At 56.1% G+C, this 18,806-nt stretch carries 16 protein-coding genes; 12 read left to right on the forward strand and 4 right to left on the reverse strand.

What is annotated here, in order from left to right:
• Positions 1–2 precede the first annotated feature (2 nt).
• The 3 genes from LBW88_RS17585 to lplT all read left to right on the forward strand — a co-directional run bounded on the left by LBW88_RS17585 (position 3) and on the right by lplT (position 4,898).
• The gene (locus LBW88_RS17585; RefSeq protein ID WP_224933436.1) at positions 3–1,397 is read left to right on the forward strand and encodes an efflux transporter outer membrane subunit; all 1,395 of its coding nucleotides are present in this window, start codon (positions 3–5) and stop codon (positions 1,395–1,397) included.
• Between the two features lie 163 nt (positions 1,398–1,560).
• Positions 1,561–3,711 carry a bifunctional acyl-ACP--phospholipid O-acyltransferase/long-chain-fatty-acid--ACP ligase gene (gene aas, locus LBW88_RS17590; protein ID WP_224933435.1) on the forward strand — a complete coding sequence of 717 codons (2,151 nt, stop codon included), beginning with the start codon at positions 1,561–1,563 and terminating at the stop codon, positions 3,709–3,711.
• The gene (lplT, locus tag LBW88_RS17595; RefSeq protein WP_224933434.1) at positions 3,708–4,898 is read left to right on the forward strand and encodes a lysophospholipid transporter LplT; all 1,191 of its coding nucleotides are present in this window, start codon (positions 3,708–3,710) and stop codon (positions 4,896–4,898) included. Before aas ends, lplT begins: the two co-directional genes overlap by 4 nt.
• 144 nt (positions 4,899–5,042) lie before the next feature.
• Here the strand turns inward: lplT and LBW88_RS17600 are convergent, their stop codons facing one another.
• The 4 genes from LBW88_RS17600 to mutH form a co-directional block, all read right to left on the reverse strand.
• Positions 5,043–6,083 carry an NADP(H)-dependent aldo-keto reductase gene (locus LBW88_RS17600; protein ID WP_224933433.1) on the reverse strand — a complete coding sequence of 347 codons (1,041 nt, stop codon included), beginning with the start codon at positions 6,081–6,083 and terminating at the stop codon, positions 5,043–5,045.
• 143 nt (positions 6,084–6,226) lie between these two features.
• Positions 6,227–6,445, reverse strand: a complete 219-nt coding sequence (locus tag LBW88_RS17605) for a YgdI/YgdR family lipoprotein (RefSeq protein ID WP_224933432.1) — start codon at positions 6,443–6,445, stop codon at positions 6,227–6,229.
• A gap of 117 nt (positions 6,446–6,562) precedes the next feature.
• On the reverse strand, positions 6,563–7,273 hold the full coding sequence (locus LBW88_RS17610; RefSeq protein WP_224933431.1) for a TerC family protein: 711 nt from the start codon (positions 7,271–7,273) through the stop codon (positions 6,563–6,565).
• A 198-nt stretch (positions 7,274–7,471) separates the two neighbouring features.
• A complete protein-coding gene (gene mutH, locus LBW88_RS17615; protein ID WP_224933430.1) occupies positions 7,472–8,158 on the reverse strand; it encodes a DNA mismatch repair endonuclease MutH in 687 nt (228 codons plus the stop codon).
• A 684-nt stretch (positions 8,159–8,842) separates the two neighbouring features.
• On the opposite strand from mutH, the gene rppH reads away from it, so the two are divergent.
• The 9 genes from rppH to recC all read left to right on the forward strand — a co-directional run bounded on the left by rppH (position 8,843) and on the right by recC (position 18,775).
• Entirely contained in the window at positions 8,843–9,373 is a 531-nt protein-coding gene (gene rppH, locus LBW88_RS17620) for an RNA pyrophosphohydrolase (protein ID WP_034823115.1), read from the forward strand.
• A 12-nt stretch (positions 9,374–9,385) separates the two neighbouring features.
• Entirely contained in the window at positions 9,386–11,632 is a 2,247-nt protein-coding gene (gene ptsP / locus LBW88_RS17625; RefSeq protein ID WP_224933429.1) for a phosphoenolpyruvate--protein phosphotransferase, read from the forward strand.
• Positions 11,633–11,747: 115 nt separating this feature from the next.
• Entirely contained in the window at positions 11,748–12,629 is an 882-nt protein-coding gene (lgt, locus tag LBW88_RS17630) for a prolipoprotein diacylglyceryl transferase (protein WP_034823111.1), read from the forward strand.
• Positions 12,626–13,420: a thymidylate synthase gene (thyA, locus tag LBW88_RS17635; protein ID WP_045816400.1), complete on the forward strand. Its 795-nt coding sequence runs from the start codon at positions 12,626–12,628 to the stop codon at positions 13,418–13,420. Before lgt ends, thyA begins: the two co-directional genes overlap by 4 nt.
• A gap of 195 nt (positions 13,421–13,615) precedes the next feature.
• Positions 13,616–14,086 carry a prepilin-type N-terminal cleavage/methylation domain-containing protein gene (locus tag LBW88_RS17640; protein WP_224933428.1) on the forward strand — a complete coding sequence of 157 codons (471 nt, stop codon included), beginning with the start codon at positions 13,616–13,618 and terminating at the stop codon, positions 14,084–14,086.
• Positions 14,077–14,616, forward strand: a complete 540-nt coding sequence (locus LBW88_RS17645) for a prepilin peptidase-dependent protein (RefSeq protein ID WP_224933427.1) — start codon at positions 14,077–14,079, stop codon at positions 14,614–14,616. The genes LBW88_RS17640 and LBW88_RS17645 overlap by 10 nt, the downstream gene beginning before the upstream one ends.
• Positions 14,613–15,041 (forward strand): DUF2509 family protein, encoded by a 429-nt coding sequence (locus tag LBW88_RS17650; protein WP_224933426.1) that lies wholly within the window; start codon positions 14,613–14,615, stop codon positions 15,039–15,041. The genes LBW88_RS17645 and LBW88_RS17650 overlap by 4 nt, the downstream gene beginning before the upstream one ends.
• The gene (locus LBW88_RS17655; protein WP_224933425.1) at positions 15,019–15,315 is read left to right on the forward strand and encodes a prepilin-type N-terminal cleavage/methylation domain-containing protein; all 297 of its coding nucleotides are present in this window, start codon (positions 15,019–15,021) and stop codon (positions 15,313–15,315) included. Before LBW88_RS17650 ends, LBW88_RS17655 begins: the two co-directional genes overlap by 23 nt.
• A gap of 79 nt (positions 15,316–15,394) precedes the next feature.
• Complete coding sequence (gene recC / locus LBW88_RS17660) at positions 15,395–18,775, forward strand: exodeoxyribonuclease V subunit gamma (RefSeq protein WP_224933424.1); 3,381 nt, start codon at positions 15,395–15,397, stop codon at positions 18,773–18,775.
• Positions 18,776–18,806 lie beyond the last annotated feature (31 nt).

The raw sequence follows: 18,806 nt of genomic DNA on the forward strand, positions 1-18,806 counted from the left end.
CGATGAAAAATATTCTGAAATTTACCCCGATGGTGGTGGCACTGTTGCTGGCGGGTTGTGCAGTGGGTCCTGATTATCAGCGCCCGACCATGGCGATGCCGACCCATTTTAAAGAAGCCAAAGGCTGGCAGCAGGCCACGCCGCAGGATGAGCAGAGCAAAGGCGACTGGTGGTCGGTGTATCACGATGCCACGCTGGATAGCCTGTTGCGTCAGGTAAGCATCTCCAACCAGAACGTGGCGAGCTATGCCGCACAGTATCGTGAAGCGCAGGCGCTGACCTCGCAGTCACGCGCGGCATTGTTCCCGTCAGTGAGCTACGACGCCAGCAGCACGCGCAGCGGCAGTCGCGCCAGCACCACTGGCCAGCGTAGCGTCAGCAATGCGCATGCCGCCGATCTCAGCGCCAGCTGGGAGCTGGATTTGTGGGGCAAACTGCGCCACACGCTGGAAGAGAACAAGGCCAGTGCGCAGGCGAGTAAAGCCGAGCTGGCGAACATTACGCTAAGTGCCCAATCGGAGCTGGCGCAGGATTACTTCCAGCTACGCATCCTCGACGAGAAAATTGCTCTGTATCAGCGCAGTATTGATGCTTATCAGCGCTATATGACGGTGATTCAGAACAAGTACTCGGCGGGCAGCGAATCTCGCGCCACGCTGGCACAGGCACAAATGCAGCTGGAGAGTGCACGCGCCTCCGCGCAGGATTATCAGTGGCAGCGCGCGCAGTCGGAACACGCGATAGCCTTGCTGATGGGCCGTGCACCGGCTGATTTCTCGCTGCCAGTGGCGAAGCTGGATGCCACGTTACCCGCGATTCCCAACAGTCTGCCTTCTGCGTTGCTGCAGCGCCGTCCGGATATCGCTTATGCCGAACGTAACGTGGCATCGGCCAATGCGGCGGTGGGTGTGGCGATTGCCGGTTATTATCCCGATCTGACGTTAAGCGCCACGGGCGGCGTGAGTTCATCGGCCATCAACAGCCTGTTCTCACTGCCGAATCGCGTCTGGTCATTAGGGCCGGAGCTGAGCGGCACGCTGCTGGATTTCGGTGCCACCTCAGCCAAAGTGGAGCAGGCCCGCGCCGCCTATGACGCCAGCGTGGCGGATTATCGCCAGTCGGTGCTGACGGCGATGGGTGAAGTGGAAGATTATCTGGTGCAGCTGAATACGCTGAAGGGCGAGATTGCTTCACAGCAACTGGCGACCAGTGCCGCGCAGGAGTCAGCGCGGGTGACGCGTAACCAGTATGACGCCGGGATGATTGATTATCTCGATGTGGCGACCACGGAAAACAGCAGCCTGAGCGAGCAACAAAGCTTGCTGTCATTGCAAAGCACGCAGTGGGTGAGCAGCGTTGAGTTGATTGCGGCGCTAGGTGGGGGCTGGCAGGGGTGATGTTTTAAATCTGAGAGGTTGCCATTAATGGCAACCTCACGTTTTTGTAGGGTGCGCATTTATGCGCATCAAGATCCATCACGATAAATCACCACGCCACTTGTCGAAAATCGCCAGATCCTGCAAGGTAAGCGCCATATTTTACCGCTGCTAAGGAGCTGGCATGCTATTCACTGTTCTGCGTTTCCTGTTTCGCCTGTTATGGCGGGTGGAACTGCGTGGCGATCTCACCGCCCTGCACAAAGAAAAAGTGCTGATCACCCCTAACCATATGTCATTCCTTGATGGCATTTTGGTGGCGCTGTTTCTGCCGATCAAACCGGTGTTCGCTGTTTATTCCTCGATTAGCGATCAATGGTATATGCGGCTCCTGAAGCCGATCATCGATTTCGTGCCGCTCGATCCCACTAAACCGATGTCGATCAAACATCTGGTGCGCATGATCAACCAGGGCCGCCCGGTGGTGATCTTCCCGGAAGGGCGTATCACCGTCACCGGATCCTTGATGAAGATTTACAGCGGGGCGGGTTTTGTCGCGGCGAAATCGGGTGCGACCGTGGTCCCGATGCGCATCGAAGGGGCGGAATATACGCCGTTTGGTCGTCTGGCGGGCGTGTTCAAACGCCGCCTGTTCCCGCGCATCACCTTAAGTGTCTTACCGGCTACCGTTATTCCGATGCCGGAAGCCAAACGTGCGCGCGATCGCCGCATTCTGGCGGGTGAGCACTTACATCATGTGATGATGGAAGCGCGTATGGCGGTGCGTCCGCGTGAAACCCTGTTTGAAGCCTTCCTTAATGCACGCCAGCGTTATGGCATCACCAAACCTTGCATCGAAGACATCAACTTCAAGCCGGACAGCTACACCGGGCTGCTGAAAAAATCACTCGGCGTGGGCCGTATTCTTGAGCGCTACAGCCAGCAGGGCGAATACGTTGGCCTGCTGCTGCCGAATGCCACCGTCACGGCGGCGGCGATCCTTGGTGCTTCACTGCGCGGTCGTATCCCGGCGATGCTTAACTACACCGCGGGTGTCAACGGCATGCGTGCGGCGCTTACCGCTTCGCAGGTCAAAACCGTTTTCACCTCACGCCAGTTCCTGGAAAAGGGCAATCTGTGGCACTTGCCGCAGGGTTTAACCGAGGTGCAGTGGATCTATCTTGAAGACCTGAAAGATACCGTCACGCTCAAAGACAAACTGTGGATTGTGGCGCACATGCTGATGCCGCGTCGCGCCCAGGTGATGCAGCAGCCGGAAGATGCCGCGATGGTGCTGTTCACTTCCGGTTCGGAAGGCAATCCGAAAGGCGTGGTGCACTCGCATAAAAGCCTGTTGGCGAACGTCGAGCAGATTCGTACCGTGGCGGATTTCACTCCGCGCGATCGTTTTATGTCGGCGCTGCCGCTGTTCCACGCTTTCGGTCTGACGGTCGGCCTGTTTACGCCGCTGCTGACCGGGGCGCAGGTCTTCCTCTATCCGAGCCCGCTGCATTACCGCATTGTGCCGGAACTGGTGTATGACCGTAACTGCACCGTGCTGTTTGGCACCTCGACCTTCCTTGGTAACTACGCGCGCTTTGCCAGCCCGTATGATTTCGCACGTCTGCGTTACGTGGTCGCGGGCGCGGAGAAATTACAGGAAGGCACGCGTCAAATTTACGCCGAGAAGTACGGCATCCGTATTCTTGAAGGCTACGGCGTGACAGAGTGCGCGCCAGTGGTGGCGATCAACGTGCCGATGGCCGCGAAAACCCACACGGTGGGCCGTATTCTGCCTGGCATGGATTCACGTCTGATTTCGGTGCCAGGCATCGAGCAGGGCGGTCGTCTGCAACTGCGTGGTCCGAACGTAATGAACGGCTACCTGCGCGTTGAGAATCCCGGCGTGCTGGAGAAGCCGGTAGCCGATAACGGCGAGGGCGAAATGGAAGCCGGTTGGTACGACACCGGTGATATCGTCAGCTTCGATGAGGGGGGCTTCTGTCAGATTCAGGGCCGTGCCAAACGATTCGCCAAAATCGCCGGTGAGATGGTCTCGCTGGAGATTGTGGAGCAGATTGCGCTGAAAGCTTCGGGCGAGAAGCAGCATGCCGCGTCACTGCGCCCTGACGGTAATCGTGGTGAAGCTTTAGTGTTGTTCACTACTGACAGCGAACTGAGCCGTGACCGGTTGCAAAAAGCCGCGCGCGAAATCGGTGCACCAGAACTGGCGGTGCCGCGTGACATCCGCATGATGAAACAACTGCCGCTGTTGGGTAGCGGTAAACCAGACTACGTCAGCCTGAAACAGCTGGCCGAAGAGGAGCAGGCATGAGTCAGACGGTTAATCCCGATGCACCGTTAATGTCACGCAATATGATGGCGGTGATTGTGGCGCAGTTTTTCTCCGCCTTTGGCGACAATGCGCTGCTGTTTGCTACCCTCGCGGTGCTGAAAAACCAGCTCTATCCCGACTGGAGCCAGCCGATTCTGCAGATGATGTTTGTGGCCACTTACATCTTACTGGCGCCGTTTGTCGGGCAGATGGCCGACAGCTTTGCCAAAGGCCGGGTGATGATGTTTGCCAACAGCCTAAAACTGCTGGGCGCACTGGTTATCTGCTTTGGCTTCAATCCATTCCTCGGCTATACGCTGGTGGGTATTGGCGCGGCATCCTATTCACCGGCCAAGTACGGCATCCTTACTGAGATCACCAGCGGTGAACGACTGGTGAAGGCCAACGGTCTGATGGAATCCTCTACTATTGCTGCGATTTTATTGGGCTCGGTGGCGGGCGGCATTCTGGCAGACTGGAATCTGCTGGCTGCGCTGATTGTGTGTGCACTGACTTACGCGCTGGCGGTGGTGGCGAATATCTTTATTCCTAAGCTGCTGGCGGCGCGACCGGGTCAAAGCTGGCAGTTTGGCGCCATGTTCCGCAGTTTCAAAGATTCCGCTTTGCTGTTGTGGCGTAACGGCGAGACGCGTTTTTCCCTGCTCGGCACCAGCATGTTCTGGGGCGCGGGCGTGACGCTGCGTTTCCTGCTGGTGCTGTGGGTGCCCGTGGCGCTCGGCATCACTGACAATAAAACGCCGACCACGCTGAATGCCATGGTGGCGATCGGCATTGTGATAGGTGCGGCGGCGGCGGCAAAACTGGTGACGCTGCAAACCGTGCGCCGTTGCATGCCAGCGGGTATTTTGATTGGCGTGATGGTGGTGGTGTTCTCCCTACAAACCAGCTTGCTGAATGCCTATCTGGTGCTGATGGTGTTGGGTGCACTCGGCGGCTTCTTCGTGGTGCCGCTCAATGCGCTGCTGCAGGAGCGTGGCAAGGATTCGGTGGGCGCGGGTAATGCGATTGCCGTGCAGAACTTCGGTGAAAACATCGCGATGTTGGTGATGTTGGGGCTGTACACCCTTGCCGTTAGATTGGGTGCGCCTGCAGTGGCAACGGGTATCGGGTTCGGTGGGATTTTCGCCGTGGCGATTGCGGTGCTGTGGTGGAAATCGCGTCGTTAAGTTTGTGCGTTGATAAACCAGGTCGCCATAAATGGCGACCCTACATCGGTAAAGTGCGCATTCATGTGCACCTGGACAAAAACCGCGTCATACATCTGTAGGGTGCGCATTTATGCGCACCTGGATAAAAACCGCATGGGTCAATTACGGTGCTGGATACGTGTACTGACGGTGAATCGCTTCCAGTTCTTCTAGCACATCGGCATTCAGCGTCAGGTTGAAACTCTCCACGTTTGTCTTCAGCTGTTCCATCGTCGTTGCGCCCAGCAGGGTACTGGCAACAAACGGCTGCTGACGCACGTAAGCCAGTGCCATCTGCGACGGATCCAGATTGTGCTTCTTCGCCAAATCCACGTAAGCGGCAATCGCCTGATTCGACTGCTCACCGCTGTAGCGGGTGAAGCGGCTGAACAGCGTGTTACGCGCACCAGCGGGTTTCGCGCCATTCAGATATTTGCCGCTCAGCGTACCAAACGCCAGGCTGGAGTAAGCCAGCAGTTCAACGCCTTCGTGCTGGCTAATCTCGGCTAAGCCGACTTCAAAGCTGCGGTTCAGCAGGCTGTACGGGTTCTGAATGGTCACAATACGCGGCAGCTCGTGCTTTTCAGCCAGCTGCAGATAGCGCATCACGCCCCAGGCGGTTTCATTCGAGACGCCGATGTAGCGAATCTTACCTGCACGCACCTGCTCATTCAGCGCTTCCAGCGTCTCCAGCAGCGTCACGTTGGCGGTGGTTTCGCTGTACTGGTAGCCGAGTTTGCCAAAGTAGTTGGTCTGACGCTGCGGCCAGTGCAGCTGATAGAGATCGAGATAATCGGTATTCAGACGCTTCAGGCTGGCATCCAGCGCTTCACGAATGTTTTTGCGATCCAGCGCCTGGTGAGGACGAATCGACGCGTCTGCGCCGCGCACCGGGCCGGCAATTTTGCTGGCCAGAATGATCTTGTCACGGCTGCCGCGCTTTTTGAGCCAGCTGCCAATGTACTGTTCGGTTAATCCCTGGGTTTCCGGGCGCGGTGGCACCGGATACATTTCAGCGGTATCAATCAGGTTGATGCCACTGCTAATCGCGTAATCGAGTTGCGCGTGGGCGTCGGCTTCGCTGTTTTGCTCACCAAACGTCATAGTTCCTAACCCCAGTTGGCTGACTTCCAGCGTACTGTGGGGGATGCGGTGATAATGCATTGCCGGCTTCCTTTTTTCATTATGAAAGGGAATGTTGTGTCCTCTGGGACTATAGCCTGTGAAGCGGCGCGGAAGGAAGGGGGGAAAGTTCGGGAAATCGCCTGCACCGGGGAAAAAATCGTGCAGGCAATCGAATTTGGCACTTAACGCTCAATGATGGTGGAGACCTCGTCACCATTGATCTGCATCACATGACCTTTGCCATCGGTGTACTGCACCAAACCGGTTTCTTTATCGATGGACGGTTTGCCATCCGTCTGAATCATGCGGCCATCTTTGGTCGCCATTACATAATTACTGCTGCAACCGCTCAACGTCAGCGCGACCAGCATAATACCTACGACACTCACTAACCCTTTCATTCTTATCTCCCTCAACCTACTTCAACTGCAAAAGTGTAGTAATAAATGCTTTTGCTGGCTGACGTAATCGCATCATTCCTAAAATTAAAGGGCGAGATGCGCTCGCCCTTGACATCGTTAAGCCGCGCTTTTCTTGCCGCGCATGAGGTTCAGGCACTCCACCGCCATCGAGAAGAACATGGCAAAATAAATGTAACCTTTTGGTACATGGATGCCGAAACTCTCCAGAATCAGGGTAAAGCCGACCAGAATCAGGAACGCCAATGCCAGCATTTTCACCGAAGGATGACGCTCAACAAACTCACCAATGGCGCGTGCAGCAAACATCATCATCAGCACCGCAATGACCACGGCTGCCATCATGATGAACAGATGATCGGACAAGCCGACGGCGGTGATCACCGAATCGAGGCTGAAAATAATGTCCAGCAACATGATCTGCACGATCGCGCCAAAGAAGGAGTGGACGTTGGTTTTGTGCTCACCTTCGGCGCCTTCAATGGTTTCATGAATCTCCATGCTGGATTTCCACAACAAGAACAGACCACCAAACAGCAGAATCAGATCGCGCGCAGAGAAGCTGTGATCCATTAGGGTAAACAGCGGATTTGTGAGGCGTACAACCCAGGCGATAGACGCCAGCAGGCCCAGTCGCATCAGCATAGCGCCCATTAAACCGAGGCGGCGTGCTTTGTTTTGTTGGTGTTTCGGCAACTTAGCGACAACCAGCGACAGGAAGATGATGTTGTCGATACCCAAAACCACTTCCAGAATGGTCAATGTTCCCAGTGCCAGCCAGGCATTGGGATCAGCAATCCAGTCAAACATGAATCATTCAATCCTAAACGAAAATTAAACGACGATTATACACGTGATGCGTCAAGTTTCAGGTACGTTGGCCACGTTCATTTACCTCAGCCACTGACTTGGGCCAGCGGCTGGAGGATGAGCGTGCTTGCCGCCTTGCTGCACCAAACGTCGGCCCGAATAAGGGAGCCGGGCTAAGCGTGTCACGAGTCCAGTCATTTACAGTAAGAAATGGCGTGCCAGCAGCGGTCCGGTGAAGCTTTTCTTGAGATAGAAACCGCGCGGTAAGGTCATTATAGGCGCTCCATGCTCACCGATGGCTTCGGTCAGGGCTTTACTGTTGGCGGCTTTCGGGCGGATCTGCAGCCAGGCGCCGTGACGGGCAGTGATGCGTTCTACCTGACCCAGCACGATCATATCCATCAACTCTTCCCAATCTTCACGCAGTTGCCGATCTTCTTCCTCGCTGGGCTGCCATAACAGCGGTGATCCCACACGACGATCCGCGAGCGGCAGGGCACGATCGCCTTCAATCGGGATCCACAACACGCGGGCCAGCTTATGGCGCACATGGCTGGATTCCCAGGTCACGCCGCTGTTACCGGTTAAGGGTGCGACACAAACGAAGGTGGTTTCCAGCGGTTTGCCCTGGGCATCAACGGGAATGGTTTTGAGTTCGATACCGAGATGGGCGAAATCCTGCTCCGCCTTGCTGCCTGCGCTGGCGCCAAGGTGCAGCTCAATCAGCATGCCAACCCAGCCTTTATCCCGTCGTAAATCGGCAGGCACCGGCAAGCCCAGCTGCGCTGCCAGTGCCGCAAAAGTCTGGCCTGCCAGTTGTTGTGCACGCTGCAGCAATTCCGCTTCATCATGTGGCGGTGTCGGCAATAAAACGGGGGAATTCATGGTAAAGCTCATATTGGTTAAAGGTTGTACAGCACGGGCGCATGCGAGTTTTCCACATGCAAACGGCGTGAATAACAATGATAATAGCATGATTAAACGTGCTTTTTTATGCGCATTGTCTGGCACCTGTGGATGCTATGGCAAGGTTATCCCAGTTTGTTATCGACAATGAACAGGATCTCAAGCCTACTTATCCACAGAAAGGTGGGATAACCCCCCTTGCAGAGCACCCCTGTTTCCATTTACAGCCTTGACTTTAGTGATTTGAACGCTTTTTTTCCTTTCTTTGACCAGGTTTAGGGCATTCTCTGTGGATAAAAGCGACGGTGGTGGATCTTTGAGCAGATAATCAAACTTCAGGATATTGATAAAATGATCCGCACTGAAATAGTACTGTCATTTTTCGCTATCATCATGAAAGATAGTGTTTTTATTGCCATTTATTGTTAGGTGTATGAGAATTTTCTGAAGGGGTTATTCAACTCATTCCCGTGTTCTTCACAAAGCTATCCACAGAAAAGGTGAATAAGATCGTCCTGAAAACCGCTCTGCTGTTTATAACTTGGGTATTCTCTGTGAGTTATCCTGTTTTTATTCTGCTATCACCCCCTATATCCAGTGGTTTACCGCCTGTAAGGAGTGTGAAACAATCAGGCTATTCAAATTTAGCTTTGAGGTAGTCCAGTGATCGATGATGATGGCTACCGCCCGAATGTTGGTATCGTAATCTGTAACAGGCAAGGACAAGTGTTATGGGCCAGGCGCTTTGGACAGCACTCCTGGCAATTTCCTCAGGGAGGCATCAATCCGGGTGAAACCGCTGAACAGGCGATGTATCGCGAACTGTTCGAAGAAGTGGGTTTACACCGCAAAGATGTTCGAATACTTGCTTCAACCCGTAACTGGTTACGTTACAAATTGCCAAAACGTTTGGTGCGTTGGGACACAAAGCCGGTGTGTATCGGCCAGAAACAAAAGTGGTTTCTTCTGCAGTTGATGTGTAGTGACGCGGAGATCAATGTGCAACACAGCAGCACGCCAGAATTTGATGGTTGGCGCTGGGTCAGCTTTTGGTATCCGGTACGTCAGGTCGTCTCTTTTAAGCGCGATGTCTATCGCCGCGTGATGAAAGAATTCGCTGGCGTGGTGATGTCTATGCAGGAGAGTGCGGGGCAGCGTAATAACAATGCCGCTCATCGACGTAAAAGAGGATAGGCCACGCCCTTTATGCTCACTCAGTTGCGCGAAATAGTAGAGAAAGTGGCGAGTGCTCCGCGTCTGAATGAAGCACTCGACATTCTGGTAAACGAAATTTGCCTTGCGATGGATACCGAGGTCTGCTCGGTTTATCTCGCAGATCACGATCGTCGTTGCTACTACCTGATGGCGACGCGCGGGCTGAAAAAGCCGCGCGGTCGTACTGTCACGCTGGCATTTGATGAAGGTATTGTCGGGCTCGTCGGACGTTTAGCCGAGCCGATCAACCTTGCCGACGCGCAAAGCCATCCCAGCTTCAAATACATTCCCTCAGTAAAAGAAGAGCGCTATCGCTCCTTCCTCGGCGTGCCGATCATCAGCCGTCGCCAACTGCTTGGCGTGCTGGTGGTACAACAGCGCGAACATCGTCAATTCGACGAAAGCGAAGAATCTTTCCTGGTGACGCTTGCTACGCAGATGGCGGGCTTGCTGTCACAGTCGCAGCTCGGTCAACTGTTTGGCCAGTTCCGTCAGACGCGGGTGAAAGCCATTGCGGCGGCGCCTGGCGTGGCGGTCGCGCCCGGTTGGGTCGATGAAACGCAGCCCTTGCTGGATCAGGTCTCTGCGGCCTCGACGCTGGATGTGCAGCGTGAACGCGAGCGTCTGGTGCTGGCGATGGGCGAGGCGGGCAATGAATTTCGCCGCTTCAGCAAACGCTTTACCGCCAGCGTGCAAAAAGAGAGTGCGGCGATCTTCGATCTTTACTCGCACCTGTTAACCGATGCCCGCCTGAAAAAAGATCTGTTTGCCGAGATCGATCGCGGATCGGTTGCTGAGTGGGCGGTGAAAACGGTGATCGAGAAGTTCGCCGAACAGTTTGCCAGTCTGCAGGATCAATATTTACGCGAGCGCGCGGGTGATTTGCGCGTGCTCGGACAACGTCTGCTGTTTCACCTCGACGATACGCTGGTCGGCACCAATGCCTGGCCCGAGCGCTTCGTGCTGGTGGCTGATGAACTCACCGCCACCACGCTGGCAGAGCTGCCACCGGAGCGTTTAGCCGGTGTGGTGGTACGCGACGGTGCGGCCAATTCCCATGCTGCCATTCTGACCCGCGCGATGGGCATTCCTACCGTCATGGGTGCGGATATCATTCCTGCGCAGCTCAACAAACGCCTGCTGATTGTCGATGGCTATCGCGGTGAAGTGCTGATCGATCCTGAACCGGTGCTGGTGCAGGAGTATCAACGCTTAATCACCGAAGAGAACGCGCTGAGCAAAATGGCGGAAGGCGTGGTCGAGCAACCCGGTGAGCTGAAAAGCGGCGAACGGGTGCAGGTGATGCTGAATGCGGGCCTGAGCCCTGAGCATGAACAGAAGCTGGATAACTGGGTGGATGGCATTGGCCTGTATCGCACCGAAATCCCGTTTATGCTACACAACGGCTTCCCGTCGGAAGAGGAGCAGGTGGCGCAATATCAGGGCATGCTGCAACTGTTCTATAACAAGCCGGTGACGCTCCGTACGCTGGATGTCGGGGCCGATAAACAGCTGCCTTATATGCCGATCAGTGAAGAGAATCCTTGCCTCGGCTGGCGCGGCATCCGTTTGACGCTCGACCAGCCAGAAATCTTCCTGGTGCAGGTGCGCGCCATGCTGCGCGCCAACGTAGCCTCCGGCAATCTCAGTATTCTGCTGCCAATGATCAGCCACATTGATGAGATCGACGATGCACGTCGCCTGATCGATCGCGCCGGTCGTGAAGTGGAGGAGATGCTGGGCTATGTGATCCCGAAACCGCGGATTGGTGTCATGATCGAAGTGCCTTCCATGCTGTTTATGATTCCGCATCTGGCGGAACGTGTGGACTTTATTTCGGTGGGCACCAACGATCTGACGCAGTATCTGCTGGCGGTAGACCGCAACAACACGCGAGTCGCGAATCTGTACGATCCGCTGCATCCGGCGATGCTGCGTGCGCTGCAAAGCATTGCTCATGAAGCCCGCCTGGCCAAACTGGAACTCTGCCTGTGTGGTGAAATGGCGGGCGATCCAATGTGCGTGGCGCTGCTGGTGGGCATGGGTTATCACCACCTCAGCATGAACGGCAAAAACATTCCGCGCGTGAAGTATCTGTTGCGTCACCTCGATCACGAGGAAACGCAGAAGCTCAGTGAACATGGCGCAGCGGCACATACCGCGTCTGAAGTGCGCCATCTGGTGTCCGCGTTTATGGAGCGACGTGGCCTGGGCGGTTTGATTCGCGGCGGCCGTTAACGGCGTTTACATTTCCACGGCAATTGTGAAAAGCGGCTGTGCTATCATGCGCAGCCTTTTATGGCATGACCCCTTAGCCAGACCCGTTTCAGGGCAGAAAAAACGATGGTGAAAGATGACTAACGGCTACATTTCGTTTCCCCAATTCGATCCGGTAATTTTCTCCATCGGACCGATTTCGCTTCACTGGTACGGTTTGATGTATCTGGTGGGCTTTGTATTTGCCATGTGGCTGGCGGTACGCCGTGCCAACAAACCCGGCAGCGGCTGGAAAAAAGAAGAAGTGGAAAACCTGCTGTATGCGGGCTTCCTCGGCGTGTTCCTCGGTGGCCGTATCGGCTACGTGCTGTTCTATAACTTGCCGCTGTTCCTCGATAATCCGCTCTATCTGTTCAAAGTCTGGGATGGCGGTATGTCGTTCCACGGTGGCTTGATCGGGGTGATCGTGGTGATGCTGGTGTTTGCGCGCCGTACCAAACGCACGTTCTTCCAGGTCTCTGATTTCATTGCACCGCTGATTCCGTTTGGTTTGGGAGCCGGTCGTCTCGGCAACTTCATCAACGGCGAGCTGTGGGGCCGTGTCGATCCTAACTTCAAATTCGCGATGCTGTTCCCGGGTTCGCGCAGTGAAGATATCGCGCTGGCGGCGAACAACCCGCAGTATCAGCAGCTGCTGAGCACTTACGGTGTGTTGCCGCGTCATCCTTCGCAGCTGTATGAACTGTTCCTCGAAGGTATCGTGCTGTTCATCATCCTCAACCTGTTTATTCGTAAGCCGCGTCCGATGGGCAGCGTCTCTGGCCTGTTCCTGATTGGCTATGGCGCTTTCCGCATCATCGTGGAGTTCTTCCGTCAGCCGGATGCCCAACTTGGCCTGTTTGAAGGCGGCATCAGCATGGGGCAGATTCTCTCGATCCCGATGATTCTGGCCGGTGTGATTATGATGATCTGGGCGTTTCGTCGTCGTCCGCAGCAGCAAACTCGTGAGGTAAAATGAAACAGTATCTGGATTTAATGCAACATGTGCTGAACGAAGGCGCAGAGAAAGCCGACCGAACTGGCACCGGCACCCTGTCCATTTTCGGCCACCAGATGCGTTTCAATTTGCAGGACGGTTTTCCGCTGGTCACCACCAAGAAAGTGCACCTGCGCTCGATCATTCATGAGCTGCTGTGGTTCCTGAAAGGCGAAACCAATATCAGCTACCTGAAAGATAACAAGGTGACGATTTGGGACGAGTGGGCGGATGAGAATGGTGATTTAGGCCCGGTCTACGGTAAGCAGTGGCGCAGCTGGGGCAGTGCCTCAGGCGAAGAGATCGACCAGATTAGCAAAGTGATTGAGCAGTTGAAGCGCGATCCCGATTCACGCCGCATCATTGTATCGGCATGGAACGTGGGCGAGCTGGATCAGATGGCGCTGGCACCTTGCCATGCCTTCTTCCAGTTCTACGTGGCAAACGGCAAGCTCTCTTGCCAGCTCTATCAGCGCTCGTGCGATATCTTCCTTGGCCTGCCGTTCAATATCGCCAGCTATGCATTGCTGGTGCATATGGTGGCGCAGCAGTGCGATCTGGAAGTGGGTGATTTTGTCTGGACCGGTGGCGACACGCATCTGTACAGCAACCACCTGGAACAGGCACAGCTGCAGCTGACGCGCGAGCCGCGCCCGCTGCCGAAACTGGTGATCAAACGTAAGCCTGCTTCTATCTTCGATTACAACTTCGAAGATTTTGAGATTGAAGGCTACGACCCGCACCCAGCCATTAAAGCGCCGGTGGCAGTGTAAACGCACTCGTCATAACGCTGAAGCCCCGCCACTGTGCGGGGCTTTTTTAAATCTCTTTTTTATCCCCGTTATTTCTGAATCCGCTTCGCAAAAATCTGTATCGGGCTGTAGCGCGCAAAAATACCCTGCGCGACGCTTTCCATCCCACCGCTTGATACCTTGTTGCCTGTTCGCTTGAAGCGCACATTGGCTGCCATGAACAAACACGCAAACCTCGGTTTCACCTTGCCGGAGCTGCTATTGGTGATGGTAATCGCTGGCATACTTAGCCTCGGCGCCCTGCACAGTTGGCAGCGCTGGCAGCAGCATCAACAACTGCGCGATAGCGTGCAGCAGCTGCAGGGGTTTCTGTCACGGCTGCGCGCCCATGCGAACTGGCATAACAGCGATCTCAATCTGTGGCTGATTCCCGGCGAACGCGGCTGCCTGGGAGTGGGCGTCAAGCCGGCGGAGGGCTGTGAACTGCCTTCACGTTGGTGGTTAGCACCGCCGCATGCCGGGGTGCGCTTCAGTGCCATCATCGGCGAGCCGGGTTTCTTTGGACGGCGTGACGTGGCGCGCCCTGGCAGTATTGAGGTTGAAAGCGCGGCCGGTCGATGGCGAGTGATTATCTCTGCGCGAGCACGCATTCGCGCCTGCCAGACGGGAGACAAAGGGTGCGAGTAGCGGAGGCGGGTTTTAGCCTGCTGGAAATGCTGATTGCGCTGGCGGTGGGGGCGATATTAATGGTCAGCGTGGGGCGATTTTTGCCGCTGCTGCTGGAGCAAAACCTGCGCTTGCAGCAGCGCGTGCAGTTGCAACAGGAGCTACAGCAGCTTTCCCATACGCTGCAAAAGGCGTTACAGCGCGCGGGGTACTGTCGTGGGAAATGTACTGGCCCCGCGCTGACTCTGGCTGCGAGTGGCAGTTGTGTGCTGCTGCGCTGGGATGAAAACAGCAATGGGCGCTGGGAAGGCGTGGGTAGCAGTGACAGCGACTTTTACGGTTATCGGTTGCGCAGCGGGCAGCTGGAAATGCAGCGCGCGGTGGATAACTGCAATGGCAACGGTTGGGAACGCCTTACCGATCCCGCTTTCCTCACCATCGAGAATTTTAGCGTGGTGCGGCAGGGCACCCGGTTAATGCTCCATCTGACGGGGCGATCGGGTGCACAAAGCCTGCAGGTTGAGCACTGGATTGAAGGACGGAACTTATGAGCCAGCACGGCAACAGCACGCTAGGCATGGTGTTGATGCTACTGCTGCTCGGTAGCCTGACGCTGCATGCCACGCGCACGCAGTTATCACAGGGCATGGTGCTGGTGTCCGATACGCAGCAGCATCATAAAGATTTTGCGCAGGCACAGGCTGCGCTGCAATGGGGGCTGATGCAGAGTTGGCCGGCCGCGTCCGGCTGGCAATGTCAGCCAATGCCCGCGCACCGGTGGTTAAGCTGCTTACTGCAGATGGAGGAGGGCGATGCGCTGTTATCGGGTCAGGATGAAAAGAGTGATCTCCGCCTCTGGCAATGGGTCTCACCACGTAGCCAGCGGCTGCAACCCGAGGCGCACGGCTGGATTGACTACTGTCCGCTGGCAAAACCGGAGCACTGCCAGCCGCATGAGGAATCAACAGGGTTTTAGCCTGGCAGAAACGCTGGTGGCAATGCTGCTGCTGGCGATGACCATCAGCACGCTGTTGCAATATCATCGGGCTCTGGCCCTGGGATTTAGTCAACAGTGGCAGCAACGCCAGGCGTGGCAGGTTGCAGGACAGGTATTACTCGGACGCGAGGTGGCGGGCTGGCAGATTGAGCGCCAGCAACAGAGTGTAGGCATAGGGTGCAGGCTGGAGCGCGTCACGGTGACGGGCTCGCAACAGCGCAGCGCCAGTCTGGTCCAGCTCAATTGTCACTAAGGTGACCTCGGTGATAGGCATCGTTAACGATACAGGGTAGAGTGACCAGGCTGCGCTGTTTTCCCTCTCAAGGAGATTTATGTTCCGGGTTTACCACTCCAATCAGCTCGATCTGTTGAAAAATCTGGCAGGCATTCTGATTGAAAACCAGCCGCTCAACGATGCACTCGCGGCCGAACAGGTGCTGGTGCAGAGCCCCGGTATGGCGCAGTGGCTACAGATGGAACTGGCAAACAGTTTTGGTATCGCAGCGAATATCGACTTTCCACTGCCTGCGACCTTTATCTGGAACATGTTTGTCAAAGTGCTGCCCGGTATTCCAGAGGAGAGCGCTTTCACCAAAGCCAGCATGAGCTGGAAATTGATGCATCGCTTGCCCACTTTGCTGGAGCAGGATGCGTTTCAGCCATTGCGTCATTACCTCAATGATGACGATGACAAGCGTAAGCTCTATCAGCTCAGTGCACGTGTTGCCGATCTGTTTGACCAGTATCTGGTGTATCGATCTGACTGGCTCAACAGCTGGGAGCGCGGAGAACTCATTGACGGCCTGAGCGATGCCCAGCAGTGGCAGGCGCCGCTGTGGCGCGATCTGGTCGCGTTCACCGAGCAATTGGGCCAGCCGATGTGGCACCGCGCCAACCTCTATGCGCGCTTTATCCATGCGCTGGAGCAGGCCGAAACGCCACCGGCGGGATTGCCACAGCGCGTGTTTATTTGTGGTATCTCCGCGCTGCCGCCCGTGTATTTGCAGGCGCTGGAAGCGCTCGGTCGTCACATCGATATTCATCTGCTGTTTACCAATCCCTGCCGCCACTATTGGGGCGATATCCAGGATTACGCTTTCCTCGCCAAATTGCAGAGCCGCAAGCGTCGCCGCATTCAGTCTGAAGAGACACAGCCGTTGTTTCGCGATCCTGAAGCGGCCCCTGCACTGTTCAACGAACTCGGCGAGCAGCAACTCACCAATCCATTATTGGCCTCCTGGGGCAAACTTGGGCGCGATAACCTGTTTCTTCTCAGTCAGATGGAATCCGCCGCCAACGACATTGATGCTTTTGTTGAAATGCCGCAGGACACCTTGCTGCACAGCCTGCAAGCCGATCTTCTCAACCTTGATGACAACGCAGTGATCGGTTTGCACGCCGATGAATTGGGCAACAGCAGCAAGAAGCGTCTGCTCGATCCCGACGACCGCACGATCACGCTGCAGGTGTGTCATAGCGCTCAGCGTGAAGTGGAAGTGTTACAGGATCATCTGCTGGCGCTGATGGAGGCCGATCCCGACCTGAAGCCGCGCGACATCATCGTGATGGTGGCGGATATCGACAGCTACGCGCCTTTCATTCAGGCGGCGTTCGCCAGTGCGCCTGCGGATCGTTATCTGCCGTTTGCCATCTCGGATCGCCGCGCCAGTCAGGCCCATCCGGCGATTCTGGCTCTGTTGAGCTTGCTGGCATTGCCCGAGAGCCGCTTTGCTTCCGAGGAGGTGCTGGCACTGCTGGAGGTGCCTGCGCTGGCGCAGCGCTTCTCGGTGGATGAAAGCGGTCTGCGCCTGCTGCGCCGCTGGGTGATGGAATCCGGCATTCGCTGGGGGCTGGATGATGCCAGCGTCGAAGCATTGGCGCTGCCCGCTACCGGCCAACACACCTGGCGCTTCGGCCTGCAGCGCATGCTATTGGGCTATGCGCTGGAAAGCCGCAATGGTGACTGGCAGGGCATTCTGCCCTACGACGAATCCAGCGGATTAATTGCCGAACTGGCCGGTCATCTGGCCGAATTACTCTCTCGTCTCGAAGCATGGCGTACCCGCCTGGCCGGCGAGCGTACGCTGCCGGATTGGCTGCCGCTGTGCCGCGAGCTGATCGACAGCTTCTTCAAGGGCGATGCCGAAAGTGACGCGGCGTTACTGCTGGTTGAAACGCAGTGGAAACAGATTATTGAGCAGGGTATGCAGGCGGATTATCAACAGCCGATTCCCGTTACCTTACTGCGTGATGAACTACGCTCACGCCTCGATCAGCAGCGTATCAGTCAGCGTTTCCTCGCCGGGCCGATAAACTTCTGCACCCTGATGCCCATGCGTTCGATTCCGTTCAAAGTGGTCTGTTTGCTGGGGATGAACGATGGCGTCTATCCACGCACGCTGGCACCGCTCGGCTTTGACCTGATGCAGCAGCAGGCGCGCAAAGGCGACCGCAGCCGCCGTGATGATGACCGCTATCTGTTCCTTGAAGCACTGATTTCGGCGCAGCATCAACTCTATATCAGCTATATCGGCCGCGCGATCCAGGACAACACCGAGCGTTATCCCTCGGTGCTGGTGACGGAATTGGTGGATTATCTTGGTCAAAGTTTTTGCCTGCCGGGCGACGAAGTGTGCGAACCCGATGTTAGCGAGCAGCGCGTACGTGAGCATTTACAGAAGCTGCACAGCCGCATGCCGTTTGCGGCAGAAAATTTCCGCCCTGATGCTTATGGCCAGAGCTTCGCCGCAGAGTGGTTGCCTGCCGCCACCGGCAGCGGCATGGCGCAGCCAGATTTTGTGCAACGGCTGCCTGAGCTGCCGCTGGAGACGCTCTCGCTTGAACAACTGCTGCGCTTCTGGCGCCATCCTGTTCGTGCCTGGTTCCAGCAGCGGCTGGGCGTTGCCTTCTGGATGGAAGAGAGCGAACTGCCGGACAGCGAGCCCTTTGCCCCGGATAGTCTGGAACGTTATCAAATCAATGCGCAGCTACTGAATACCCTGGTGAACGGTGAGGATCCCGTACAGCTTTATGCGCGTCATCGTGCTGCAGGCAATCTGCCCTATGGTGCTTTTGGGGAACTTTTCTGGCAGAGCCAGACCGAAGAGATGCAGGAAGTGGCCGCGGAAGTGAGTGGACAGCGCCAGTCCGCAGAGAGCTGGGAGATCAATCTGCCGCTTAACGGGGTGCAGTTGACCGGCTGGTTGCCCCAGGTACAAGCTGATGGGTTATTACGCTGGCGTCCGGGCGTGCTGAATATGAACGATGGCCTGCTATTGTGGCTGGAGCATCTGGTGTATTGCGCGCGGGGCGGCAAGGGGGAAAGCCGTATGTATGGGCGCAAACAGAGCCACTGGCGTTTTAAAGCCATCGACGCCGAGCCCGCGTTGACACTGTTAAACGAATACGTGACGGCTTATCAGGTTGGGATGGCGGAACCGTTGATGTTGCTGAACAAATCGGGTGGCGCCTGGCTGGATGCCAGTTTTGATCGCAAATCCCGCCAGCTGCTGGACGATGAAGCCACGCAGAAAAAGGCATTTAACAAATTGCTGCAAGCCTGGCAGGGTGGTTTTCAGGTGGAGGGCGAAGGCAGCGATCCTTATCTGCAACGCCTGAGTCGTACGCTGGATGATGAGGCGGTAGAGTTAATTATTGCCGCCGCTCGCCAGTGGTATTTACCGGTGCGCCTCGCGCATCAAGATGATGAATAGCCATCGGGTAACGCCGCCTTTGCGGATGTTC

It is taken from the genome of Pantoea sp. alder81 (assembly GCF_020179835.1).
In the GTDB taxonomy this organism is placed as follows: domain Bacteria; phylum Pseudomonadota; class Gammaproteobacteria; order Enterobacterales; family Enterobacteriaceae; genus Pantoea.

Excerpts from the sequence above, each read along its gene's own strand:
- LBW88_RS17600 (WP_224933433.1), bottom strand. The coding sequence starts at position 6,083 with ATGCATTATCACCGCATCCCCCACAGTACGCTGGAAGTCAGCCAACTG.
- LBW88_RS17605 (WP_224933432.1), bottom strand. The coding sequence starts at position 6,445 with ATGAAAGGGTTAGTGAGTGTCGTAGGTATTATGCTGGTCGCGCTGACG.
- LBW88_RS17640 (WP_224933428.1), top strand. The coding sequence starts at position 13,616 with ATGAACAAACACGCAAACCTCGGTTTCACCTTGCCGGAGCTGCTATTG.
- mutH (WP_224933430.1), bottom strand. The coding sequence starts at position 8,158 with ATGAATTCCCCCGTTTTATTGCCGACACCGCCACATGATGAAGCGGAA.
- LBW88_RS17610 (WP_224933431.1), bottom strand. The coding sequence starts at position 7,273 with ATGTTTGACTGGATTGCTGATCCCAATGCCTGGCTGGCACTGGGAACA.
- aas (WP_224933435.1), top strand. The coding sequence starts at position 1,561 with ATGCTATTCACTGTTCTGCGTTTCCTGTTTCGCCTGTTATGGCGGGTG.
- thyA (WP_045816400.1), top strand. The coding sequence starts at position 12,626 with ATGAAACAGTATCTGGATTTAATGCAACATGTGCTGAACGAAGGCGCA.
- lplT (WP_224933434.1), top strand. The coding sequence starts at position 3,708 with ATGAGTCAGACGGTTAATCCCGATGCACCGTTAATGTCACGCAATATG.
- ptsP (WP_224933429.1), top strand. The coding sequence starts at position 9,386 with ATGCTCACTCAGTTGCGCGAAATAGTAGAGAAAGTGGCGAGTGCTCCG.
- LBW88_RS17655 (WP_224933425.1), top strand. The coding sequence starts at position 15,019 with ATGAGGAATCAACAGGGTTTTAGCCTGGCAGAAACGCTGGTGGCAATG.
- lgt (WP_034823111.1), top strand. The coding sequence starts at position 11,748 with ATGACTAACGGCTACATTTCGTTTCCCCAATTCGATCCGGTAATTTTC.
- LBW88_RS17585 (WP_224933436.1), top strand. The coding sequence starts at position 3 with ATGAAAAATATTCTGAAATTTACCCCGATGGTGGTGGCACTGTTGCTG.
- LBW88_RS17650 (WP_224933426.1), top strand. The coding sequence starts at position 14,613 with ATGAGCCAGCACGGCAACAGCACGCTAGGCATGGTGTTGATGCTACTG.
- recC (WP_224933424.1), top strand. The coding sequence starts at position 15,395 with ATGTTCCGGGTTTACCACTCCAATCAGCTCGATCTGTTGAAAAATCTG.